The organism is Sphingomonas yunnanensis (genome assembly GCF_019898765.1).
Lineage (GTDB): Bacteria > Pseudomonadota > Alphaproteobacteria > Sphingomonadales > Sphingomonadaceae > Sphingomonas > Sphingomonas yunnanensis.
This window is the reverse complement of the sequence record NZ_JAIOKB010000001.1, coordinates 106565-126223: the sequence shown is the minus strand read 5'-3', so window position 1 is coordinate 126223 and position 19659 is coordinate 106565. Positions and strand designations below refer to the sequence as shown.

At 70.8% G+C, this 19659-nt stretch carries 20 protein-coding genes; 12 read left to right on the top strand and 8 right to left on the bottom strand.

Features of this window, described 5'->3' with window-relative positions; translation table 11 throughout:
* Positions 1-15 precede the first annotated feature (15 nt).
* The gene (yidC, locus tag K7957_RS00540; protein WP_223010072.1) at positions 16-1719 is read left to right on the top strand and encodes a membrane protein insertase YidC; all 1704 of its coding nucleotides are present in this window, start codon (positions 16-18) and stop codon (positions 1717-1719) included.
* Positions 1716-2366: a ribosome biogenesis GTP-binding protein YihA/YsxC gene (gene yihA / locus K7957_RS00535; protein WP_223010071.1), complete on the top strand. Its 651-nt coding sequence runs from the start codon at positions 1716-1718 to the stop codon at positions 2364-2366. The genes yidC and yihA overlap by 4 nt, the downstream gene beginning before the upstream one ends.
* Before the next feature lie 298 nt (positions 2367-2664).
* On the opposite strand, the gene K7957_RS00530 is transcribed toward yihA, so the two are convergent.
* Positions 2665-2952 (bottom strand): hypothetical protein, encoded by a 288-nt coding sequence (locus tag K7957_RS00530; protein WP_223010070.1) that lies wholly within the window; start codon positions 2950-2952, stop codon positions 2665-2667.
* 37 nt (positions 2953-2989) lie between these two features.
* On the opposite strand from K7957_RS00530, the gene K7957_RS00525 reads away from it, so the two are divergent.
* The gene (locus K7957_RS00525) at positions 2990-3658 is read left to right on the top strand and encodes a glutathione S-transferase family protein (RefSeq protein ID WP_223010069.1); all 669 of its coding nucleotides are present in this window, start codon (positions 2990-2992) and stop codon (positions 3656-3658) included.
* Here K7957_RS00525 and K7957_RS00520 read toward each other — a convergent pair.
* Entirely contained in the window at positions 3655-4113 is a 459-nt protein-coding gene (locus K7957_RS00520; protein ID WP_223010068.1) for a cupin domain-containing protein, read from the bottom strand. The two genes, K7957_RS00525 and K7957_RS00520, sit on opposite strands and share 4 nt — an antisense overlap.
* 14 nt (positions 4114-4127) lie before the next feature.
* On the opposite strand from K7957_RS00520, the gene dapE reads away from it, so the two are divergent.
* Positions 4128-5249 carry a succinyl-diaminopimelate desuccinylase gene (gene dapE, locus K7957_RS00515; protein ID WP_223010067.1) on the top strand — a complete coding sequence of 374 codons (1122 nt, stop codon included), beginning with the start codon at positions 4128-4130 and terminating at the stop codon, positions 5247-5249.
* Between the two features lie 189 nt (positions 5250-5438).
* Here dapE and K7957_RS00510 read toward each other — a convergent pair whose 3' ends face one another.
* Genes K7957_RS00510 through K7957_RS00500 form a run of 3 tightly spaced genes read right to left on the bottom strand, consistent with a single transcriptional unit; the run spans position 5439 to position 7965 of the window.
* Positions 5439-5975: a Smr/MutS family protein gene (locus K7957_RS00510; RefSeq protein WP_223010066.1), complete on the bottom strand. Its 537-nt coding sequence runs from the start codon at positions 5973-5975 to the stop codon at positions 5439-5441.
* Complete coding sequence (gene mltA, locus K7957_RS00505) at positions 5950-7281, bottom strand: murein transglycosylase A (protein ID WP_223010065.1); 1332 nt, start codon at positions 7279-7281, stop codon at positions 5950-5952. Before mltA ends, K7957_RS00510 begins: the two co-directional genes overlap by 26 nt.
* 39 nt (positions 7282-7320) lie before the next feature.
* Positions 7321-7965 carry a Tim44/TimA family putative adaptor protein gene (locus tag K7957_RS00500; protein WP_223010064.1) on the bottom strand — a complete coding sequence of 215 codons (645 nt, stop codon included), beginning with the start codon at positions 7963-7965 and terminating at the stop codon, positions 7321-7323.
* Positions 7966-8158: 193 nt separating this feature from the next.
* On the opposite strand from K7957_RS00500, the gene secB reads away from it, so the two are divergent.
* The 4 genes from secB (at position 8159) to K7957_RS00480 (ending at position 11952) form a co-directional block, all read left to right on the top strand.
* Complete coding sequence (gene secB, locus K7957_RS00495; protein WP_223010063.1) at positions 8159-8659, top strand: protein-export chaperone SecB; 501 nt, start codon at positions 8159-8161, stop codon at positions 8657-8659.
* A 106-nt stretch (positions 8660-8765) separates the two neighbouring features.
* Positions 8766-10355 carry a murein biosynthesis integral membrane protein MurJ gene (gene murJ, locus K7957_RS00490; protein ID WP_223010062.1) on the top strand — a complete coding sequence of 530 codons (1590 nt, stop codon included), beginning with the start codon at positions 8766-8768 and terminating at the stop codon, positions 10353-10355.
* Positions 10356-10360: 5 nt separating this feature from the next.
* The gene (trpS, locus tag K7957_RS00485; RefSeq protein WP_223011046.1) at positions 10361-11368 is read left to right on the top strand and encodes a tryptophan--tRNA ligase; all 1008 of its coding nucleotides are present in this window, start codon (positions 10361-10363) and stop codon (positions 11366-11368) included.
* A 293-nt stretch (positions 11369-11661) separates the two neighbouring features.
* On the top strand, positions 11662-11952 hold the full coding sequence (locus K7957_RS00480; RefSeq protein WP_223010061.1) for a PspC domain-containing protein: 291 nt from the start codon (positions 11662-11664) through the stop codon (positions 11950-11952).
* Positions 11953-11959: 7 nt separating this feature from the next.
* On the opposite strand, the gene dnaA is transcribed toward K7957_RS00480, so the two are convergent.
* The 3 genes from dnaA to mutM all read right to left on the bottom strand — a co-directional run bounded on the left by dnaA (position 11960) and on the right by mutM (position 14960).
* Complete coding sequence (gene dnaA, locus K7957_RS00475; protein ID WP_223011045.1) at positions 11960-13321, bottom strand: chromosomal replication initiator protein DnaA; 1362 nt, start codon at positions 13319-13321, stop codon at positions 11960-11962.
* Positions 13322-13783: 462 nt separating this feature from the next.
* Positions 13784-14047: a 30S ribosomal protein S20 gene (gene rpsT, locus K7957_RS00470; protein ID WP_132909366.1), complete on the bottom strand. Its 264-nt coding sequence runs from the start codon at positions 14045-14047 to the stop codon at positions 13784-13786.
* 97 nt (positions 14048-14144) lie between these two features.
* Positions 14145-14960, bottom strand: a complete 816-nt coding sequence (mutM, locus tag K7957_RS00465) for a bifunctional DNA-formamidopyrimidine glycosylase/DNA-(apurinic or apyrimidinic site) lyase (protein ID WP_223010060.1) — start codon at positions 14958-14960, stop codon at positions 14145-14147.
* A gap of 107 nt (positions 14961-15067) precedes the next feature.
* On the opposite strand from mutM, the gene K7957_RS00460 reads away from it, so the two are divergent.
* The 4 genes from K7957_RS00460 to coaBC are packed head-to-tail and all read left to right on the top strand — an operon-like array spanning position 15068 to position 19588.
* Positions 15068-15826: a class I SAM-dependent methyltransferase gene (locus K7957_RS00460; RefSeq protein ID WP_223010059.1), complete on the top strand. Its 759-nt coding sequence runs from the start codon at positions 15068-15070 to the stop codon at positions 15824-15826.
* A complete protein-coding gene (gene ubiB / locus K7957_RS00455) occupies positions 15823-17361 on the top strand; it encodes a 2-polyprenylphenol 6-hydroxylase (protein ID WP_223010058.1) in 1539 nt (512 codons plus the stop codon). The genes K7957_RS00460 and ubiB overlap by 4 nt, the downstream gene beginning before the upstream one ends.
* Positions 17358-18404, top strand: a complete 1047-nt coding sequence (locus tag K7957_RS00450; RefSeq protein ID WP_223010057.1) for a hypothetical protein — start codon at positions 17358-17360, stop codon at positions 18402-18404. Before ubiB ends, K7957_RS00450 begins: the two co-directional genes overlap by 4 nt.
* Positions 18401-19588, top strand: coding sequence for a bifunctional phosphopantothenoylcysteine decarboxylase/phosphopantothenate--cysteine ligase CoaBC (gene coaBC / locus K7957_RS00445; protein ID WP_223010056.1), 1188 nt, complete (start codon positions 18401-18403; stop codon positions 19586-19588). Before K7957_RS00450 ends, coaBC begins: the two co-directional genes overlap by 4 nt.
* Positions 19589-19659 lie beyond the last annotated feature (71 nt).

The window sequence follows — 19659 nt, the reverse complement described above, 5'->3', positions numbered from 1 at the left end:
AAGCTTGGGACGCCTGTGAAGGACGAGAGCAAGAACTTCGTGCTGTTCGCGGTGATCGCCGCGCTCATCCTGTTCGGATGGCCGCTGGTGCAGAGCCGCTTCTTCCCGTCGGCGAACCCGCCCGCGACCAAGGTCGAGCAGGGCAAGTCGCGCGCGCTGCCGCAGCCGGGCGCCGATCCCACCGCCGACTCGCCCGCCGCGCTGCGCGACCGCGCGAAGGTGCTGGCGGAGAGCCCGCGCGTCCGCATCGAGACGCCTGCGCTCAAGGGCTCGATCAACCTCAAGGGCGCACGGATCGATGATCTGGTGCTGACCCGCTACAGCGAGACGGTCGCCAAGGATTCACCGCCGATCCGCCTGTTCTCCCCGGCGGGCACGCAGGACGCCTATTTCGCCGCGTTCGGCTGGCGCGACGAGGGGCTGCGGCCGCCCGCCGCCGACGCGGTATGGACCACCTCCGCGCCGACGCTCACCCCGGGCAAGCCGGTGACGCTCACCGCGAGCAACGCGCAGGGGCAGCGCTTCGCGATCGAGCTGGCGGTCGACAACGATTATCTCTTCACGGTCAAGCAGACCGTGGCCAACGCCGGCGGCGGCGCGGTGCCGGTCGCGGCCTACGGCCTCGTCAACCGTATCGGCGTGTCGAAGGACCCGGACAGCTGGACGATCCACACCGGACCGATGTCGGTCAACAACGGCGCGGCGCACTACAACCCCAATTTCAAGGACCTCGCCTCTGGGCCGGCGCGCTTCACCAGCAACGGCGGCTGGCTCGGCTTCACCGACAAATATTGGCTCGCCGCGATGGTACCCGACCAGGGCCGCGCGTTCGACGGCCAGTTCCGTGCCGGGCCGAACCAGAGCTACCAGGCCGATTTCACCACCGCGCCGCAGCTGCTGCCGCCCGGCCGCCAGCTGAGTCAGACCGCCAAGCTGTTCGCCGGCGCCAAGGAAGTGAAGCTGCTCGACCGCTACACCGACACGGGTGCGGTGACGAAGCTCGACTATGCGATCGACTGGGGCTGGTTCCGCCTCGTCGAGAAGCCGATCTTCTACTACCTCGACCTGCTGTTCCGGCTGATCGGCAATTTCGGCGTCGCGATAATCATCCTCACGCTGACGATCCGGCTGCTCGTCTTCCCGATCGCGCAGCGCCAGTTCGCCAGCATGGCGGCGATGCGCGCGCTCCAGCCCAAGATGAAGGCGATCCAGGAGCGCTACAAGGACGATAAGCCGCGCCAGCAGCAGGAGATCATGGCGCTGTACAAGGCGGAGAAGGTCAACCCGCTGGCGGGCTGCCTGCCGACCTTCATCCAGATCCCGATCTTCTACGCGCTGTACAAGGCGCTGCTGCTGACGATCGAGATGCGCCACCAGCCGTTCGCGCTGTGGATCAAGGACCTCTCCGCGCCCGACCCGGCGACGATCCTCAACCTGTTCGGCTATATCCCGATCACCCTTCCGCACTTCCTCGCGATCGGCGTGGTGCCGGTGCTGCTGGGCATCTCGATGTTCTTCCAGTTCCGGCTCAACCCGGCGCCGATGGACGACGCGCAGAAGCAGGTCTTCGCGATCCTGCCCTGGGTGCTGATGTTCGTGATGGCACCGTTCGCGGTCGGGCTGCAGATCTACTGGATCACCACCAACTGCATCTCGATCGCGCAGCAGAAGTGGCTCTACAGCCGCCACCCGCAGCTCAAGCAGGCGCCGGCCAAGTGAGCGAGGACGGCGCCGGCTTCGACGACGAGCTGATCGAGGCGGCGCGCAAGCGCTTCGCCGGCCCGGTGGAGTTCCTGAAGTCCGCGCCCGCGCTCGAATATTTGCCGCCGGCGGAGATGCCCGAGGTCGCGTTCGCGGGGCGCTCGAACGTCGGCAAATCGTCGCTGCTCAACGCGTTGGTCGGCCGCAAGGCGCTGGCACGCACCTCGGTGACGCCGGGGCGGACGCAGGAGCTCAACTTCTTCGACGTCGGCGCGCCGGCGGTGTTCCGGCTGGTCGACATGCCGGGCTACGGCTTCGCCAAGGCGCCCAAGGATATCGTCAAGAAGTGGCGCTTCCTCGTCAACGATTATCTGCGCGGGCGGCAGGCGCTCAAGCGCACGCTGGTGCTGATCGACAGCCGCCACGGCATCAAGGAGGTCGACCGCGAGGTACTCGCGATGCTCGACAAGGCCGCGGTGAGCTATCGCCTGGTGTTGACCAAGGCGGACAAGGTGAAGGCGACGGATCTCGCCGAGGTGCTCGCGCGCACCCGGGAGGAAGCGCGCAAACGCCCCGCGGCGCACCCGCAGATCCTCACGACGGCGAGCGAGACCGGGATGGGGATCGCCGAGCTGCGCGCGGCGGTGATCGAGTCGATCGGCTAGGCTGAGAGCCTGCTAGGCGCCTACCCGGGACCGGGTTGAGGAACATGGGCGTGCGGGCGGGGGGCTCGACGCCTCCGCCCATCCCGCTTCCGTCGTTCCTGCGGAGGCAGGAATCCAGACACGCTGACGTTAGCGATGGAGCCGAGACGTCGGCGCGTCCACATCCCCGCCTCCGCGGGGATGTCGGAAAGGGGCGCGGCGGCTAACCCTCGCCGCGGCCGGAACGACTGTTACGCGATGTGTCCGCTCCATTCGCGCCTATCCGGCGCGGCAGTCGCCAGCTTCGGAGCCCATCCCCTCAGTGCGCCCGCACGCGCTCCCGCGCCGCGGCGATCTGTTGGCGCAGCAGCTCGGAGCGGCTCGGCGCGGCCAGCGGCGAGCCGGACACCAGCCGCGGCGCCCGGACGAAGGCAGGTGCGCGCGCCGATAAGTCGGCGGTGAACGGCGGTGTGACGAGCGGGTCCAAGGTCATCGACGTTACCCTTCGGCCGAGAATGGCCCGCCGCATGACTACGCCGAGCATCACTGCCGCCGGCTCTACGATCGCGGTTAACTGCACGCACACGCCTGCGGGGACGACACGCACGATTGCCCTCCTCGTCCGCCACGCCTAACCAGCGGGGATGAAGCTGATCATCGGCAACAAGGCCTATTCCTCCTGGTCGCTGCGCGGCTGGCTCGCCTGCCGCCAGTCGGGCTTAGCCTTCGAGGAAGTGGTCGTACCGCTCTACGACGAGGCGTGGGACAAGCGCCGCGAGGGCGACGAGTTCGCCCCCTCCTCGGGCAAGGTGCCGATCCTGTGGGACGGCGACGCGGTGGTGTGGGACAGCCTCGCGATCGTCGAGTATCTCGCCGACAAGGTCGCGCGCGCGCGATTCTGGCCCGAGGACGAGGCGGCGCGCGCCATGGCGCGCTCGATGGCGGCGGAGATGCACTCCAGCTTCGCGGCCCTGCGCCGCAAGCACGGCATGAACGTACGCCAGATCTACGCGCCCGCCCCGATCGACGACGACGTCGCGGCCGATCTCACGCGCATCTTCGAGCTCTGGGCGCAGGCACGTGCACGCTTCGGCGGCGCCGGCGAGGGCGATTTCCTCTTCGGCGCCTTCGGCGCGGCCGACATCATGTTCGCGCCGGTGTGCACACGCATCGTCACCTACTCGCTCCCCGCCCCGCGCTTCGCCGCCGCTTATATCGGCGCGGTGCTGCACCATCCCTTCCTGCAGGACTGGATCGCGGGCGCGCAGGAGGAGGAGTGGGTGATCGAGAAGTTCGAGCAGCCGGTCGCCTAGTGCGCCCCCTCCCCGCCCGGCCTCCGGTCGGCCTCATAGCCGTGCAGCGGATGCCAGCGCATCGCGATGTCCGGGTAACGGACCGTCGACGCCTCGGGCAGGCTCACCGCGAACAGCACGCAGGGGGAGTCGCTCTCGTTGCGGAGATGGTGCGCATTCGCCACGCCCTTGCGGAAGGTGGCGACGTCGCCCGCGCGCATCGGGTGGCGACCGGCGTCGTCGACCAGCACCGCCTCGCCGCTGAGCACGATCACCAGCTCGTCCTCGCCCTCGTGCCAGTGGCGCTGCGACGACCAGCCGCCCGGCGGCACGGTGACGTGCGTGGCGACGAAGTCGCTCAGCCCCATCGCCTCGGACAGCACGCGCACGGTGCGATCGGACGCCGCCGCATCGAACGGCGCGGGATAGTCGCTCCCCTGGCACGATGGCAGGCGCTCGACATCGACCTTGGGCATGAGGAACTCCTCGCGTGATCGACGTGATTCAACTCGCGGGCGCGCTGATCGCTGCGGAGAGCGTGACGCCGGCCCGCGGTGCGGTGTTCGACGTGCTCGAGGCGGCGCTGCTGCCGCTCGGCTTCGCGGTCGAGCGCTTCGTCGCCGGGGAGGCCCCCGACGGGCCGGTCGAGAATCTGCTGGCGACCCGCGGCAGCGGGCGTCACCTCGCCTTCGCCGGTCACGTCGACGTCGTGCCACCGGGGCCGGGCTGGAGCGCGGGCGCGTTCGAGCCGGTGATCGCCGGCGGGCTGCTGCGCGGGCGCGGCGCGGTCGACATGAAGGGCGCGGTGGCCGCGTTCGTCACCGCCGCGGCGCGCGTCCCGGCCGACGCCGGCCGCTTGTCGCTCGTCATCACCGGCGACGAGGAGGGACCCGCCACCTATGGCACCGTCGCGCTGATCGAGCGGATGCGCGCGCGCGGGCTGCTCCCCGACATGTGCCTGGTCGGCGAGCCCACCTCGGTCGCGTCGCTCGGCGACATGATCAAGATCGGCCGTCGCGGCTCGGTCAATATCTGGATCGACGTGCCGGGACGACAGGGCCATGTCGCCTATCCCCACCTCGCCGACAATCCGATCCCGCGGCTGATCGCGGCGCTGGCCGAGCTCGACTCGCTCGTGCTCGACACGGGCAGCGACTGGTTCCAGCCCTCCAACCTCGAGATCACCGACGTGACGGTCGGGAACCCGGCAACCAACGTCATTCCCGCCCACGCCAGCGCGCGGCTCAGCATCCGCTTCAACGACCTGCATCGCGGCGCCGAGCTGGCGTCGCGTGTGGAGTCGATCGTGCACGCGCACGCCCCCGCCGCGCAGGTGGTGGCGCGAGTCTCGGGTGAGGCGTTCCTCACCGAGCCGGGCGCGTTGTCGGCGCTGGTGTCGGCGGCGATCGTCGAGGTGACAGGACGAACCCCCGAACTGTCGACCACCGGCGGCACCTCGGACGCGCGCTTCCTGCGCGCGCTATGCCCGGTGGTGGAGTTCGGCCTGCTCAACGCGACGATGCACAAGCCCGACGAGGCGGTCGCGCTCGACGATCTGGCACAGCTGTCCGACATCTATGAGCGGGTGATCGTGCGCGCGTTCGCGGGGTGAGGCGCCGCCCGGCCGCGCCGACGGTCGCATATGAGGGTGGTGTCGGACGTTCACGTCACCATCAAGATTCGTACGTGTTCTGCGAACCACCTCGTGCAACGACGAGCGCTGCCGGTGACGCTCAGCAGCAGACCCCGGACCGAGTCCGGGGTGACGGAGGAAAGAAGGAGCGAGGGAGGATCACCGCGCTCACCGCTTGCGCCGCAGGATCACATAGAGCGCCCCCGCACCGCCGTGCCGCGGGTGAGCGTTGCGGACCGCGGCGATCGCGCCGGCGTGACGCGAGAGCTGGAGCCAGTCGAGCACCGAGGCGCGGATCGCGCCGCGCGCGTGCGGGCGCTGGCTCTCCGGGCGCGGCGGCTTGCCCGTGACGAGCAGCACCACCCGCTCCCCGCGCGCGATCGCCGCGCCCAGGCCGAAGTCGAGCGCGCTATGCGCCGAGGCAAGCGTGTGACCGTGCAGGTCGATCGTCCGCTCGGGCGCGACATGGCCGGTCGCGAGCCGCCGGTCCCAGCCGCGGTCGAGCGTCTCACCGGGGCCGCGCGGCGTGGGCTTCACGGGCGCGCTGACCGGGGTCACCGTCGACGGACGCGGCGGCGCGGCCGGCTCGGGCGTCCGCGGCGCGACGGCAACGGGCTCGGCACGTCGGCCGGGCAGCGCGCGCACCGTGGCGCGCACGCGCGCCCACAAAGCTTCCTCGTCAGCGCCGAGGCGTCGTCCCGCCACCCACGCCTCCCGCGGCGCGGCGCGCTACCCAGCGGTCGTAGCTGCCGACCGGGAGGAGCAGGAAGGCGGTGCCGCGCGCGCTCATCCCGCCCGCGGTAGCGCGCGCCGCCTCGCCCGCGCCCCAGAAGGTGTCGACCCGGTTGGCACCCTTGATCGCGCCGCCGGTGTCCTGGGCGATCCACACGCCGTTGGCGTCGGTGCGGTCCATCGAGAGGAAGATCGGCGCGCCGAGCGGCACGAAGCGCGGGTCGGCGGCGACGGTGACGCCGCCCGTGACGGGCAGGCCCAGCGCGCCGAGCGGTGGCCCGTCGAGCTCGCGGAAGAAGACGTAGCTCTTGTTCTCGCGCATGATCGCGCGGCCTTCCTCGGGATGCGCATGGAGCCAGGCGACGATCCCCTGCATCGACGACTGGCCCGGGCCGAGCAGCCCGCGACTCTTCATCAGCGCGCCGATCCCGGTGTATTCGCGGCCGTTCTGCGTCTCATAGCCGATGCGCAGCACGTCGCCGTCGCGCATCCGCACCAGCCCCGAGCCCTGTACCTGGAGGAAGAACAGCTCGACCGGGTCGGCGGCATAACCCAGCACGCGCGCGCGACCTTCCAGCGCACCCTGCTCGATCGCGGTGCGATCGTAATAGGGCACCAGGCGGTTGCCCTCGACCCGCCCACGGATCTTCTTGCCGGCGAGCGTATCGACGAAACTGCCGAGGTCGACGTCGATCAGATCAGTGGGGCGCGCGTAGATCGGCGCGTAGCCCGGCCGCAGCTCGCGCGAGCCGGCGATCTCGGGGATGAAATAACCGGTGGCGAAGGCACGACCGTCGCCGACCTGCACCGCCTCGAACCAGCGCTGGAAGAAGGCGGTGGCATCGCGGTCTCCGACGGTCGAGGCAGCGGCGCAGGCCGCCTGCCAGTCGGCGCCGAGCGTCAGCCCGCTCGAGTCGGTGCGGCGGACGAGGCTGGGACAGCTCAGTCGAAAGGCGGCGAGTGCGGCGCTGGCCTGGTCGCTTTCGAGCGGCAGCGTGCTGACCGCGGGGCCCCGCACCACGCCGTTGGCATACGCGCTGACCGCCCCCGGAACGGTGATGCCCGTCACCGGCGCTAGCGGGGTAGAAGCGACCGGCTGCCGTGCCGGGCGATCGAGCGGATAGGAGGTCCGCGCTGGCGCACGCTCGGGGCGGGACCTCGTCTGAGGAGCCACCGGCCGGCTCGCGCTGCTGCGCGGCGGTGTCGGCCGCTCGCCGGGGCCGACGCATGCCGCGACCGCCATCGCGCTCGCCACCGCGAGCGCCCCCCTCATCCGCATTCCGCCCCTTTCCCTATCGCACCGACACCGGCGGCGTCCTCACGCCTCGTCGGTGTCCGCGAGGATCCAGTTCGGGTCAGCGGTCTTCACCTGCCGCACGAAGGTCCACACGTCATGAGTGTCGACCGCGTCGCTCGTCGAGCCGGCGACCACTTGCCCATCGCCGTCTCGGGTCACCGCGGCGATATCGGCGTCGAAGCGCACCGTCACGCGCGCCTCGCCGCTGCCGACCGAGGCCGAGGCGATACTGGCTCGCTCGACCGAGATCAGGCGGTTGTCGAGCACATGGCCCGCCGCTTGACGCGCCTCGATCGCCTCCTGGAACGCCGCGAGCACGTCGGGCGCGACCAGACCGCGCAGCGCCTCGACGTCGCCGCGCCAATAGGCCTCGAGGATCAGGCGATAGGCGGACTTGGCGCCCTCGATGAAGCGGTTGACGTCGAACTGCGGCTCGGCGGCGACCAAAGCGCGCAGGCCAGGCTCGGTGCCGCTGTCGAACGGCCGCATGACCGGCTCGCGCACCTCCGGCGTCACGTCGACGGTGCGCGGCAGCGCCGCCGTGCCGACTCGCTCCTCGGCCGGCTTGGGCAGCGGCTGCTCGTGGCCCGAGCGCTTACCGAGAACCGAGTAGAGCCGCAGAGCGAGGAAGCCGGCGACCATGGCGAGCAGGACTACGTAGAACACGGCAACTCCAGACGGCTGGTCTGCGAAAACTTGACGTCGTACATAGGCATGAAGGCTACGAACATCAAACTGCCCTGGGTCAAATCGCCGGGGCGGCGATTGTATCCCGCCGACCGCGCTGCTAACCGCCGCTGACTGCTGCGCCCTGGTTCACTCTGGCGCGCGCGACACAGGATCGGTGAAGGGACGGACGATGGACAGCCAGGACAATCTCGGCGGCGAACCGCTCGCCAACGGCGCGGACACGGGCCCGGCGGCGGGGCTGATCTCGCAATACGTCAAGGATCTGTCGTTCGAGAACCCGAACGCTCCGGCGGTCTATCAGGAGCCCAACCCACCCGAGATCAACGTCCAGTTCGACATCGGCGCGGCGCAGGTCGGCGAGGACGTCCATGAGGTGACGCTCAAGATCGAGGTGCGCGCCACCACCGGCGGCAAGACCGCCTTCATCGCCGAGCTGTCCTATGCGGGCCTGTTCGGCCTGCGCAACGTGCCGGCCGAGCATGTCCAGCCCTTCCTCCTCGGCGAGGGTCCGCGGCTGCTCTTCCCGTTCGCCCGCCGCGTCGTCGCCGACGCGATTCGGGACGGAGGCTTCCCGCCGCTGCTGCTCGAGCCGATCGACTTCAACGCCTTGTTCCTCCAGCAGGCGCAGGCACAGGGCGTATCGTTCGGCGGCGCGATCGGCCAGGCCTGAGGCCGATGCGCGGTGCTCCTGCGCAGGCAGGAGCCCAGGGCGGCGGGCGCTGCTCCCGTGACTCTGGGTTCCCGCGGGTGCGGGAACACCGGCGGCCGTTGACGCTATGAACCTCGCGAAAGCGCTCGGGTCGGTCGGCGGGCTGACGCTCGCCAGCCGCGTGCTCGCGCTGGTGCGCGACACGCTGCAGGCGAGCTATGTCGGCGCGGGCTTCGCGTCCGACGCTTTCTTCGTCGCCTTCCGCCTGCCGAACATGTTTCGCGCCCTCTTCGCCGAGGGCGCCTTCTCCGCCGCTTTCATCCCCTTGTTCAACCGCAAGGTCGCGGAGGGTGGCGGCACCCCCGCCGGGGTCGACTTCGCCGAGCGGGCGCTGGCAGTGCTGTTCCCGGTGCTGCTCGTCTTCACCGCGGCGATGCTGGTCGCGGCGTGGCCGATCACCTTGGCGCTCTCGGGCGGGTTCGATCGCCAGCATCCCACGCCCGAGCAGTTCGCCTTCGCGGTGACGCTGTCGCGCTTCACCATCCCCTACCTCATGCTGATCTCGCTGGTCTCGCTGCTCGGTGGCATCCTCAACTCGCTCGACCGCTTCTGGGTCAATGCCGCGGCGCCGATCCTGCTCAACGTGGCGATGGTCGGCGCGCTGATCTTCTTCCACGGCACAGATCCCTATGCCACCGCGCGGATACAGGCGATCTCGGTCACCGTCGGCGGCGCGTTCCAGCTCGCCTGGCTGTGGTGGGCGTGCGGTCGCGCGGGCGTCTCGCTCCGGCTGCGCCGGCCGCGCGTCGACGACGACGTCAGGAGGCTGCTCACGCTGATCGTCCCGGCCGCGGCGGGTGCGGGCGCGGCGCAGGTCAACCTCGCCATCTCGACCGCGCTGGCGGGCTGGCTGCTGCCGGCGGGATCGATCTCGGCGATCTATTACGCCGACCGGCTGAACCAGCTGCCGCTCGGCATGATCGGCATCGGGCTCGGCACGATCCTGCTGCCGGTCGTGTCGCGGCTGCTGAGCGAGGGACGCGAGACCGAGGCGATGGAGACGCAGAACCGCGGGCTGGAGCTCGCGCTGTTCCTTACCCTGCCCGCGACCGCCGCCTTCGTCTTCGCCGCCGAGCCGATCGTGCGCGGACTGTTCCAGCACGGCGCCTTCACCGGCGCGGACAGCGCGCGCTCGGCGCAGGCACTCGCCGCCTTCTCGCTCGGGCTGCCGAGCTACGTGCTGGTCAAGGTGCTCACCCCCGGTTTCTACGCGCGCGCCGACACGCGCACGCCGGTGCGGCTGGCGCTCTACTCGGTCGCGCTCAACCTCCTCGGCAACCTCGTGCTGATCCCGACGCTGGCGCACTGGAACATCGGCCAGATCGGCCCGCCGCTCGCCACCGCGCTGGCGTCGACGGTCAACGTCGCCTCGCTCTACGTCGTGCTGGCGCGGCGCGGTCACTTCGCGCTCGACCCGCAGCTCAAGCGCAAAGTGCCGCGGCTCGCGCTCGCCGCGCTGCTGATGGGCGTCGCGCTGCTGCTGGTGACACCGCTGGTCGACCCCTATCTCACCGGCAGCCTCGTCGTGCGCGGCGTCGCGCTGGCGGTGCTGGTCGGCGCGGGCGTGACGATCTACGCGCTCGCCTGTTTCGCCACCGGCGCGTTCCGCGTCGCCGACCTCCGTTCCCTCCTCCGTCGCAGAGCCTCCTCCCGATGACCAAGATGCGCGTCGTCTCCGGCATCAAGCCGACCGGCAACCTCCACCTCGGCAATTATCTGGGGGCGGTGAAGCAGTGGGTCGCGATGCAGGATCAGATCCAGGCGCGGGGCGGCGAGACGATGTACTTCATCGCCGACCTGCACGGCCTGACCGAGTTCATCGCGCCCGCCGAGCTGACCGCCAACACGATCGAGATGACCGCCACCTTGGTCGCCGCCGGGATCGACCCCGAGCGCTCGATCCTGTTCAACCAGGTACGCGTGCCCGCGCACAGCGAGCTCGCCTGGCTGCTCAACAATGTCGCGCGCGTCGGCTGGCTCAACCGCATGACCCAGTTCAAGGACAAGGCGGGAAAGAACCGCGAGGGCGCCAGCGTCGGGTTGTACGATTACCCCGTTCTCATGGCGGCGGACGTGCTGCTGTACAACGGCACGCACGTCCCCGTCGGCGAGGACCAGAAGCAGCATCTCGAGCTGGCGCGCGACATCGCGACCAAGTTCAACACCGACTATAACAGCGCGCTGTTCACCCTGCCCGAACCGCTGATCAGCGCAGCGGCGCCGCGGATCATGTCGCTGCGCGATGCCGCGGCGAAGATGAGCAAGTCCAACCCGTCGGAACAGTCGCTGGTCAAGCTGATCGACAGCGACGAGGTGATCGCGGACAAGTTCCGCAAGGCGAAGACCGACCCCGACCTGCTCCCCGCCACGGTGGAGGAGCTCGACGGCCGGCCCGAGGCGCGCAACCTGCTGACGATCTTCGCCGCGCTCGCCGACCGCGCGCCACAGGACGTGCTCGGCGATTTCGCCGGCAAGGGCTTCGGCGCGTTCAAGCCGGCGCTGGCGGACCTGGCCGTGGCCAAGCTCGCGCCGATCCGCGACGAGATGGTGCGGCTGCTCGACGACCGCGCCGCGATCGTCTCGATCCTGGAGCGCGGCGCGGAGAAGGCGCGCACGCTGGCGGCGCCGACGCTCCGGGCGGCGCAGCGCGCCATGGGATTGTTGGCGTAACCTGCCATCGGCGATGGCCTCTCGCGCCAGATGATGGCGTGTCTGAGTGGTTGGCGCGGTTTCTCATCCTCTTCTGCAAGGGGAGGTGGCAGGCCGCAGGCCTGACGGAGGGGTGTCGCGGCCGGTGGAGTGTCGCCGGCATCACCTCTGGCGACACCCCTCCACCAGCCTTCGGCTGGTCCACCTCCCCTTTGCAGGGGAGGATTTTGCGGGCTTACCATCGCCGGTTGGCATCACTCTTGCTCAGCAACTCGCGAACCGCGGCGACCGCCGCCAGACGAGCGAGAGAGCGCATGACCGAGACCACCACCCCGCCCGCCCCGCGCGACAATCTCCTCGGCGTGTGCGCCGCGGTCGGCGAGGACCTGGGCTTCAACCCGCTGTGGCTGCGAGCCGCCTTCGCCGGGGCGCTATTGTTCAGCCTGGAAGCGGTGCTGGCGACCTATGCCGCGCTGGGTGTGATCGTCCTCGCCAGCCGGCTGCTCTTCCCCGATCGCCGGCGCGCCAGCGCCATCGCCGAGGTCACTCGGCTTCCCCTGACGGCGAGGCCGATCGAGGAGGAGCCGCTGCGTCGCGCGGCGTGAGCGGCGCTCAGCCGCCCAGCTGGCCCAGTAGCAGACGGACCGCGCCGTCGACGTCGCGGTCGGTGTCGCGCAGCGCCTCGATCCGCTTCACCGCGTGGATCACCGTGGAGTGATCGCGCCCGCCGAACTTGCGGCCGATCTCGGGCAAGGAGCGCGTGGTCAGGCGCTTGGCTAGGTACATCGCGATCTGCCGCGGCCGCGCCACCGCGCGCGCACGGCGCGCCGATATCAGGTCGAGCGGCTTGAGCTCGAAATGGTCTGATACCAGCTTCTGGATCTGATCGATCGTCACGCGGCGCTGGTGGCCGCGCAGCATGTCGCCGAGCGTCTGTGTCGCGAAGTCGAGGTCGATCGTCGCGCCGGTCAGCATCGAATAAGCGGTGACACGGGTCAGCGCGCCCTCCAGCTCGCGGATGCTCGCGGTGATCCGGGTCGCGAGGAGGTCGAGTATCGCGGCGGGGACGCGCACGTCGGGCATGTCCGCGACGCGCCGAGCGAGCACCTCGCGGCGAAGTGCCAGCGAAGAGGGCTTGATGTCCGCCACCAGACCCCCGCCGAGGCGGCCGAGGATGCGCGGCTCGATCCCCTCTAGCGCCTGGGGCGCGCGATCGGCGGCGATCACGAGCCGCTTACCCGCGGCCGTGATCTCGTTGACGGTGTGGAAGAACTCCTCCTGCGTCGAGTCCTTGCCGGCGATGAACTGGAGATCGTCGATCAGCAGCAGGTCGCATCCGCGCAGCTTGGCCTTGAACGCGAACGTGTCGCGCGCGCGCACCGCGGCGACGAACTCGAACATGAAGCGCTCCGCCGACATCAGCATCACCCGCGCGCCCGGATGCGCCGCGAGGAAGGCGTGCGCCACCGCGTTCATCAGGTGGGTCTTGCCCTGCCCAGTCGCGCCGTGGAGGAACAAGGGGCTGAACCGCACCGGGCCCGGCTCGGCCAGCGCACGCGCGGCGTTGACGGCGACGAAGTTCGATTCGTCCACGACGAAGCGGTCGAAGGTCAGCCGCGGGTCAAGCTGCGGGCGCTCCCCAGCCGGCCTCGGGCCGTCGGCGATCGGCTCGGCCGGCGCAGCGACGACGGCGGGCGCGGTCAGCACGGCGGCGACCGGCGCGCGGGGCGCGGTCTCTACCTCGACGCTGCGCACGCCCGGCAGCACCGCGCGGAACTCGTGCACGAGCCGCTCGGCATAATGGCTGCGGACCCAGTTGGTCATGAACGGCGACGGCAGCGTCAGGCGGACGTCGAGCGGGTCGGCGGCGTCGGCCAGCGCGATCGGCGCGAGCCACTGATCGAACAGCCGCGCCCCGGCGGACTGGCGCAGGTTGGCGCGCACCCGGGTCCAGGCCCGTGCCACGTCGCTCATCCCGTCCACTCGCTCCGCCAGTTCCGCCACGCACACCTCTCCCGTTGCCGCGAACGCGAGCGTTCGCGGATCCTGCATCCGCAAAGTCAAACGTCCCCTGCCCGCGGCCCCTCTCGCGTCGGCTATCAGACGGTGCCTCTGTGCCGCGCCGGACGATCGCCGGTGCGGTTCGACAGGATTAGGAACAGCCGGCTGAGTCGATCAAGACCGGTCGCGGACACAAAATCGAAATAAAGCAGGTTGACTCGCCACCAGCCGCGCAAATGCGTCAGATTTCTCACAAGCTACTGTAAAGACTGGGTTTTATTGGAGATCTCGCGATCGTGCCGGATGCGAATCGCAGGATTCCCGAGGCTTTTGCAAAGAAGTGCCGACCCGGTCTGGGGATCGTCGACCGACATACGAAAACGCCCGCCGGGACGATCCCGACGGGCGTTTTCATAGCGCTGAGAAGGCGTTAAATCAGGCGAGCCCGGCCACGCGCTTGGTCAGGCGCGAGAACTTGCGCGCTGCCGTGTTCTTGTGGAGTACGCCCTTGGCGACGCCGCGCGCGATCTCGGGCTGCGCCGCCTGCAGCGCGGTCGCCGCACCGGCCTTGTCGCCGGCCGCGAGCGCTGCCTCGACCTTCTTGACGAAGGTGCGGATGCGGCCGACGCGGTTACCATTGACTTCGGCCCGACGCTCGTTGCGGCGGATGCGCTTCTTGGCTTGCGGCGTGTTCGCCATGAACGTCCTCTGACTGTTTCGAATCGATGGAAAGCAGGGCGGTCGGTAACACCGTCACCCTCGAAGGCGCGGCCCATAGCGCGGGAGCCGCACAGCGTCAACCGCGCTGGCAGGCCGGGCACCAGAAGGTCGAGCGTCCGCCCTCAGCGTAGCGGTGCACCGTGCCGCCGCAGCCGCACGGCTCGCCCGCGCGCCCGTAGACCGCGAACTGCTTGGAGAAATAGCCGAGCTCGCCGTTGGGTCGGGCATAGTCACGCAGTGTCGACCCGCCCGCCGCGATCGCGGACTCGAGCACGTCATGAACCGCCGCGACCAACCGCTCCAGCCGCGACCGTGCGATCCGACCCGCCGCGCGGCGTGGGTTGATCCGCGCGTGGTAGAGCGCCTCGCACACGTAGATATTGCCGAGGCCCGCGACGACTCGCTGATCGAGCAGCGCGAGCTTGATCGACGTCGTCTTGCCTGTCAGCACGCCGCGCAGATAGTCGGCCGTGAAGGCCGGACCGAGCGGCTCGGGGCCGAGCGCGCCGAAGGCAGGGAAGTCGCCCAGCGCGGCGGTCGGCCATAGGTCGACGGAGCCGAAACGACGCGGATCGTTGAGCGCGAGCCGTCGCCCCGCCACGGTCTCGATCAGCAGATGATCGTGCGCGAGCAGTTCGGCGGGATCGACTCGCCAGCGCCCCGACATGCCGAGATGAAAGATCAGCGTGTCGCCGCGATCGGTATCGATCAGACCGTATTTGGCGCGGCGAACCAGAGCGGTCACTCGCGCGCCCGTGAGCCGCTGGCGCAGCTCGGGCGGGAACGGCCGACGCAGATCGCCGCGTCGCGGCTCGACCAGCGCCAGCGTGGCGTCGAGCAGCACCGGCGTGAGCCCGCGAACGGTGGTCTCGACCTCGGGAAGTTCGGGCATGGCGGTCACTTAGGCATCGCGCGCCGTCGCGGCTAGATCGCACGATCGACGCCGTGGCCGCGCTCGCCCCCTTCCCTCCCCCCGGCGCACGCCCTAGAGCGGCGGGCATGAGCGACACCCCCGGCAGCGCCGCCAGCGAGCGCGTGGTCTCCTTCGGTTACGAGGACGTCACCCCGGTCGAGAAGACCGCGCGCGTGCGCGGCGTCTTCTCCAACGTGGCGAGCCGCTACGATCTGATGAACGACGCCATGTCGGGGGGCATGCACCGGCTGTGGAAAGATCGCTTCGTGCGCCGCGTGAAGCCGCGCGCGGGCGAACAGATCCTCGACATGGCAGGCGGTACGGGCGACATCGCCTTCCGCCTCGCCGCGCAGGGTGCAGCAGTGACGGTCGCCGACATCAACCCCGAGATGCTCGAGGTCGGCATGGGACGCGCGCAGCAGCGCGGGATCGACGGGCTGGTGTGGACCGAGGCCAATGCCGAGACGCTGACCTTCCCGGACCGCTTCTTCGACGCCTATACGATCGCCTTTGGCATCCGCAACGTCACCGACATACCGGCGGCGCTGCGCGAGGCGCACCGCGTGCTGCGTCGCGGGGGCCGCTTCTACTGCCTCGAGTTCTCGACCACGCAATGGCCCGGCTTCGCCGAGGTGTACGACGCCTATTCGCACCGCATGGTGCCCAGGCTCGGCCAGCTGCTCGCCGGTGACTCGGACAGCTACCGTTATCTCATCGAGTCTATCCGCCGCTTCCCCGACATGCCCGCGTTCGAGCGGATGATCGCGGAGGCCGGCTTCGTGCAGACCCGCGTCGAGGCGGTGCTCGGCGGGCTGGTGGCGATCCACAGCGGCTGGAAGATGTGACTTCATCCGTCGTTCACGCCTGGCGGCTGCTCAGCTGGGGGCGCACGCTGGCGCGCCACGGCGCGCTGCGCGGGCTCGAGCGCGACCTCAACACGCCGCCGCGCCTGCGTCGGCTGCTGCGGCTCGCTCGGCTCGGCGCGCGCGTGCCCGCGACGCCTCGCTACGCCGACGCGTTCGAGGCGCTCGGGCCGGCGGCGATCAAGTTCGGCCAGACGCTCGCCACCCGCCCCGACCTGGTCGGCGAGGAGGCCGCGCACGACCTGCTGCGGCTGCAGGACTCGATCCCGCCGGTGCCATATGCGGCGATCTCGCAGGTCATGCGGACCAGCTTCGGGCGCCCGCTCGACACCTTGTTCCGCGAGATCGAGGAGGTGCCGGTCGGCTCGGCCTCGATCGCGCAGGTCCACCGCGCGGTCACCACCGACGGCCGGCGCGTCGCGGTGAAGGTGCTGCGCCCCGGCGTCGAGGAGGATTTCGCGCGCGCGATCGACACCTATGAATGGGCCGCGGCGCAGATCGAGCCGATGGGCGGCGAGATCGCACGGCTACAGCCGCGGCTGGTGATCGAGACGTTCAAACGCTGGACCGCGCGCGAGCTCAACTTCACGCGCGAGGCGGCGTCGGCCTCCGAGCTGGCCGAGACGATGACGGCCGAACCGAAGTTCTTCGTACCAGCCGTCGACTGGGCGCGCACCACGGGCAAGGTGCTGACGATCGAGTGGATCGACGGCATCAAATTGTCCGATCGCGCGGCGCTGATCGAGGCTGGCTACGACCTGCCCGAGCTCGCTCGCGTGCTCGTCCACGCCTTCCTCCGCCAGGCGATTGCCGACGGCTTCTTCCACGCCGACCTGCACCAGGGCAATCTGTTCGCGCTGCCCGGCGACCAGGTCGCGGCGATCGACTTCGGCATCATGGGGCGGATCGACCGACGCGCGCGCGTCTGGCTGGCCGAGATCCTCTATGGGCTGATCACGGGCAATTACCGCCGGGTCGCCGAGATCCACTTCGAGGCGCAATATGTGCCGGCACACCACAATGTTGAGGAGTTCGCCACCGCGCTGCGCGCCGTCGGCGAGCCGATGCGCGGGCTGCCGGTCAAGGACATGTCGATCGGCATGATGCTCGACGGGCTGTTCGGCATCACGCGCGACTTCGACATGGTCACCCAGCCGCACCTCTTGCTCCTGCAGAAAACGATGGTGATGGTGGAGGGCGTCGCCACCGCGCTCGACCCCGACATCAACCTCTGGATCACCGCCGCACCGCTGGTCGAGGACTGGATCCGCACTGAACTCGGCCCCGAGGCGGCGATCGCGGATCGGCTCGTCGCCGACGTGCGCACGCTGGCGCGACTGCCCGAGCTGGTGCGCCGCATCGAGGCGCGCTTCCCTGCGCCGGGCGGCGCGCCGCCGCGTCCGCCGCTCAAGGAGATCCAGCTGGTGCGAGTCGGCGGCGGCTGGCGCTACGCTTTGGTCGGCGCGCTCGGCCTGGCCGCGGGCGCGGGCGCGATGCTGCTGGCGGCGCCGTGGTGACGCGCTCGGCGCTGCTGCTCGTGGCGCCGACCCGCCTTGGTCGGGTCGAGCGCGGCGCGGCGCGGTGGTGGTGCGCGGGGCTGCTGCTCGGGCTGATCGCCGCGGTCGGCCTGTCCGAGGCGAGCGCGCGCCCCGCCGCCGAACTGCTCCACGACTCGATCGTCGCGGCGATGCGCCACGGCGGCCGCTATTACGAGACCTTCCGCGACCTGGCACGCACCGCGCCCGACGGCGAGGAGGCGCGCGCGCTGCCCCCGACGCTCGCCGCGGTGAGCGCCGCCGTGCCGAGTTGGGCGATGCTGCTGCTCGTCGGCGCGGCGCTCGCCGGGCTGGTCGCGGTAGGGGTACAGCGGCTCACCGCGCTCTTCGCGGGCGCCGCGGGCCAGGTACTCGCCGCGCTGCTGCTCGTCGCCGGGACCGTTGCGGTCGCGCTGCTGTGGGAGCAGGCGCCGCACGCGGGCTGGGCCGCGCTGCTCGCCGCCTACGCCGTGCTGCTGCGACGGGCGGAGCGCTGGGGCACCGCCGCCGCGCTCGGCTGTGCCGCCGCGGTGATCGATCCCGCCGCGCTGCTGGTGCCGGCGCTGATGGCCGCGTTCGCGCTCTTCGACGGCGGCGCACGTGAGGCGCTCGGCTGGCTCGTCGCGCTCGCGGTCGGCGGCGCGGTGCTGGCCTGCCACTTATGGGCCGTCGCCGCGGCGGTGCCGCTGCCGGCCGAGGTGCCTCCGCTCCTGGTCGCGCCGCCGGACGCGCTGGCGCGGCTGCTCGGCGCCGCGCTGCCGGGTGTCGCGCCCGGGATCGCGGCGGCGCTGATGCTGCTCGCGCTGCTCGGCTGGGCGGCGCTCCCGCGCGCGCTCGGCCCTCGCGTGGTCGCGCTCGTGCTGGCGGGGCTCGCCGCCGACGATCGGATCGCCGGACTGCACAGCGCCACGCTCGCCGCCGCGCTGGTCGCCCCCGGGCTCGCGCTCGTGCCTGACGCGGTTGCCGACCTGCTGCGCGGCGCGCCCGGGCGACGTCGCATCACGGTGACGAGGGTGACACGATGAGCCGCATCCTGCTGATCGTGGGCGGCGGCATCGCCGCCTATAAGTCGTGCGAGCTGGTGCGCGAGCTGCGTCGCCGCGGCCACCGGGTGCGTTGCGTGCTGACCGAGGGCGGCGCGCATTTCGTCACCGCGATGACGCTCGCCGCGCTGAGTGAGGACAAGGTCTACACCGACCTGTGGGACCTCAAGGACGAGGCCGAGATGGGGCATATCCAGCTCAGTCGCGAGGCTGATCTCGTCGTCGTGGCGCCCGCCACCGCCGACCTGCTCGCGCGCATGGCGGCGGGTCTGGCGAACGATCTCGCCACTACCCTGCTGCTCGCCACCGACAAGCCGGTGCTCGCCGCGCCGGCGATGAACGTGCGTATGTGGCTGCACGCCGCGACCCAGCGCAACGTCGCGCGGCTGCGCGCCGACGGCGTCACGGTGATGGAGCCGGACGAGGGCGCGATGGCGTGCGGCGAGTTCGGCCCGGGCCGGCTCCCCGAGCCGCTCGCGATCGCCCAACGGATCGAGCGCGCGCTCGCGCCGCGTGCCCCGGGCGCGCTGGCGGGGCGGCACGTATTGGTCACGGCCGGGCCGACGCACGAGCCGATCGACCCGGTGCGCTACATCGCGAACCGCTCCTCAGGGAAGCAGGGTTTCGCCCTCGCCGCGGCGCTCGTCGCGCTCGGCGCGCGCGTCACGCTGGTGGCGGGCCCGGTGGCGCTCGCCACGCCCGTCGGGGTCGACCGGGTCGACGTCGGGACTGCGGCCGAGATGGCGGCGGCGGTCGACGCCGCGCTTCCCGCCGATGCCGCAGTGATGGTGGCCGCGGTGGCGGACTGGCGCGTCGAGCAGGCGGCGGTGCAGAAGCTCAAGAAGGGCGGCAGCGCGCCCGCGCCGCTGGCGCTGATCGCCAACCCCGACATCCTCGCCACGCTCGCGCGCGACCCGCGCCGACCCCGCCTGCTGGTCGGGTTCGCCGCCGAGACCGAGCAGGTGATCGAGCACGCCACCGCCAAGCGCGCGCACAAGGGAGCCGACTGGATCGTCGCCAACGACGTCTCGGGCGACGTGATGGGCGGGGACGCCAACGCGGTCCAGCTCGTGACCGCGGAAGGCGTCGAGACCTGGGAGCGACTGCCCAAGGCGGCGGTCGCGGCGCGACTGGCGGAGCGGATCGCCGCCGCGCTGGCGGGCTGAGCCCGGGACGCTACGAAGCCGCGGCATCACCGTCGCACCGCACCCGCGCTTCCGTCATCCTGGACCCGCTT